This window comes from Motilibacter deserti (assembly GCF_011250635.1).
GTDB lineage: Bacteria > Actinomycetota > Actinomycetes > Motilibacterales > Motilibacteraceae > Motilibacter_A > Motilibacter_A deserti.
Genome location: NZ_JAANNP010000190.1, coordinates 1 through 2,493, shown reverse-complemented (window position 1 = coordinate 2,493; position 2,493 = coordinate 1). Strand labels below are relative to the sequence as shown.

5 protein-coding genes are annotated in these 2,493 nt (G+C 69.8%); all 5 read right to left on the bottom strand.

Annotation, left to right across the window (positions count from 1 at the left end; translation table 11 throughout):
- The coding region (locus G9H71_RS22210; RefSeq protein ID WP_166284939.1) for a flagellar biosynthetic protein FliR at nt 1-702 on the bottom strand (702 nt) is incomplete at its 3' end.
- A 2-nt stretch (nt 703-704) separates the two neighbouring features.
- Nucleotides 705-980, bottom strand: a complete 276-nt coding sequence (locus G9H71_RS22205) for a flagellar biosynthetic protein FliQ (protein ID WP_166284938.1) — start codon at nt 978-980, stop codon at nt 705-707.
- An 8-nt stretch (nt 981-988) separates the two neighbouring features.
- Nucleotides 989-1,816, bottom strand: coding sequence for a flagellar type III secretion system pore protein FliP (gene fliP, locus G9H71_RS22200; RefSeq protein WP_231135310.1), 828 nt, complete (start codon nt 1,814-1,816; stop codon nt 989-991).
- Nucleotides 1,816-2,286, bottom strand: a complete 471-nt coding sequence (fliO, locus tag G9H71_RS22195) for a flagellar biosynthetic protein FliO (RefSeq protein WP_166284936.1) — start codon at nt 2,284-2,286, stop codon at nt 1,816-1,818. Before fliO ends, fliP begins: the two co-directional genes overlap by 1 nt.
- Nucleotides 2,283-2,493, bottom strand: a 211-nt coding sequence (gene fliN / locus G9H71_RS22190) for a flagellar motor switch protein FliN (RefSeq protein WP_166284935.1), incomplete at its 5' end; no start/stop codon positions are given. The genes fliO and fliN, both read right to left, overlap by 4 nt.

Here is a 2,493-nt window from a genome sequence, read left to right as displayed (position 1 = left end):
CGGCAGCAGCGGGACGCAGGCGCCGAACAGCAGGAGCGTGGCCAGGATCTTGGCCGGGAACCCGATCTGGAACGGGTTGAGGGCGGGGGCGATGCGGGTCAGCAGCCCGAGGCCCACATCGACCACGAAGAGGACTCCGATCAGCGGTGCTGCGATCTGCAGGGCGGCAACGAGGAACTCGGTGATCCCCGTCGTGAGGACTTCCCCGAGCTTGGCGACGTCGATGGACGCGTCGAGCGGGACCGCCTCGTAGGACGCGAGGAACCCGCGGATGACGAGCAGGTGGCCGTTGAGCGCGAACAGCAGGATCACGGCCAGCTGCGAGGTGAACCGGCCGAAGACGCTGTTCTGCGACATGGACAGCGGGTCGAAGGCCTGGGCCACCGAGAAGCCGCCGAAGAGGTCGATCAGGTCGCCGGCGGCCTGCACGGCGGCGAAAAGGAGGTACGTGATGAAGCCGAGGGCCGCGCCGGTGAAGGCCTGCAGCACGGCGCTGGAGATCAGGCCCGCCGCGGTCAGCTCCGGCACCGACTCCGCCAGTCGCGGCGCGACGGGCACGGAGAGCGCGACCGCGAGGATGGCCTTCACCGCCCCCGGGACCGCCCGCGTCGAGAACGGCGGCGCCAGGAGCAGCCAGGCAGCGGCCCGCACGCTGGCGAGCAGCAGCCCGACCAGCAGCGGCGCGGCGATCTCGACGTTCACACTCAGCCCGCCGACAGCAGCGTGGGGACCTTCTCGAACATCTGCTGCGTGAAGGTCACCATCTCGTGGATCATCCAGTTGCCGCAGAAGAGCACCGCGATGCCCACGCCGATCGCCTTGGGGACGAAGCTCAGCGTCGCCTCCTGGATCTGCGTCACCGACTGGAACAGCGAGATCGCGAAGCCGATCCCGAGCGCCGTCAGGAGCATGGGCGCGGACAGCTTGGCCGCGATGATCATGGTCTGCAGGGCGATCTCGAGGATGGCGGCGTCGGTCATCGAAGTCCTTAGGTGTAGCTGGAGACGAGGGCGGTCACCACAAGCCCCCAACCGTCCACCAGGACGAACAGCAGGAGCTTGAACGGGAGCGAGATCATCACCGGCGGCAGCATCATCATCCCGAGCGACATCAGCGCCGCACTGACGACGATGTCGATCACGAGGAACGGGATGAAGATGATGAAGCCGATGATGAAGGCGCTCTTCAGCTCCGACAGGACGAAGGCCGGGACCAGCGTCGACAGCGGAACCTCTGCAGCAGATGTCGGCTTGTCCTCCCCCGCGACCTTAGTGAAAAGGGCCAACTCGTCCTTGCGCGTCCGGTCGACCATGAACTCGCGCAGCGGCTGCACGCCGTCGTTGAAGGCCTGCGACTGGGTCTTCTCGCCGGCGAGGAACGGCTGGACGCCGCGCTCGTTCACCTCGCTCAGCGTCGGCGCCATGATGAACAGCGAGATGAACAGCGCCAGGCCGGCGAGGACCTGGTTCGGCGGGACGTTCTGCACGCCCAGGGCGTTGCGGGTGAGCCCGAGCACGACGAAGACCTTGGTGAAGCTCGTCGTCATGAGCAGCAGCGACGGCGCGACCGCGAGCAGCGTCAGCGCCAGGATGGTCACGATCGACGTGCTCGGGCGCCCGACGATGCCGCCGAGGTCGACGTTCACGCTGGTCGGGCCGGTCGGGGACGCCGGCCCCTGCGGGCCGCCCGGGCCGGGCTCCGCGGCGTACGCGGACGCACCGCCCGCGAGGAGGAAGGTCCCGGCGAGGGTGAGCGTGCCGAGGGCGCGCCGGAGGAAGGAAGGGCGGCGCCGGGACGCCGCGGGAAGGAAGCTCATCATCGCCTCGTGGAGCGCTCGCGGAGCGCGTTGACGGTGCGGCGCCAGGTGTCCGGGCTGAGGATGCTCCCGGCCAGCGGGCCGCTTCCGGCGGAGACGCCGGTGCGGGCGGGTCTGGAGGCGACGACGTGGACGTTGCCGTCCTCGTCGACCGTGACCGACGTGTCGCCGTCCGCGTCGGTCGCCTCCTGCCCCGCCTCCTGGGCGGCCTGGATCAGCTCCAGGTCGGTCTCGGTGAGCAGGGTGACGGTGTTCTCGGTGACGCCCACCACGAGCGCGCGGTCGGCGACGCGTACGACCGAAACCGACGCGCCCCGGGACAGCTGCTGACGGGCCAGGATCTCCAGCGCGCCGGTGTTCTTGCCGCCCATCGAGCCGCGCAGCACCTTGGCCGCCAGCCACATGAGGGCGATGACGACGCCCAGCGACAGGAAGAGCCGCAGGAGCATCCCGAAGGTGGAACCGCTCACGCGGCGCCCTCGCCGTCAGCCTTCGGGCCGACGATCTCGGTGATGCGGATGCCGAAGTCCTCGTCGACGACCACGACCTCGCCGCGCGCGATGAGCGTCCCGTTGACCAGCAGGTCCGCGGGGCTGCCGGCCGCCCGGTCGAGCTCGACCACGGCGCCGGGAGCCAGCGAGAGCAGCTCACGGACGGTCATGCGGGTACGCCCCAGC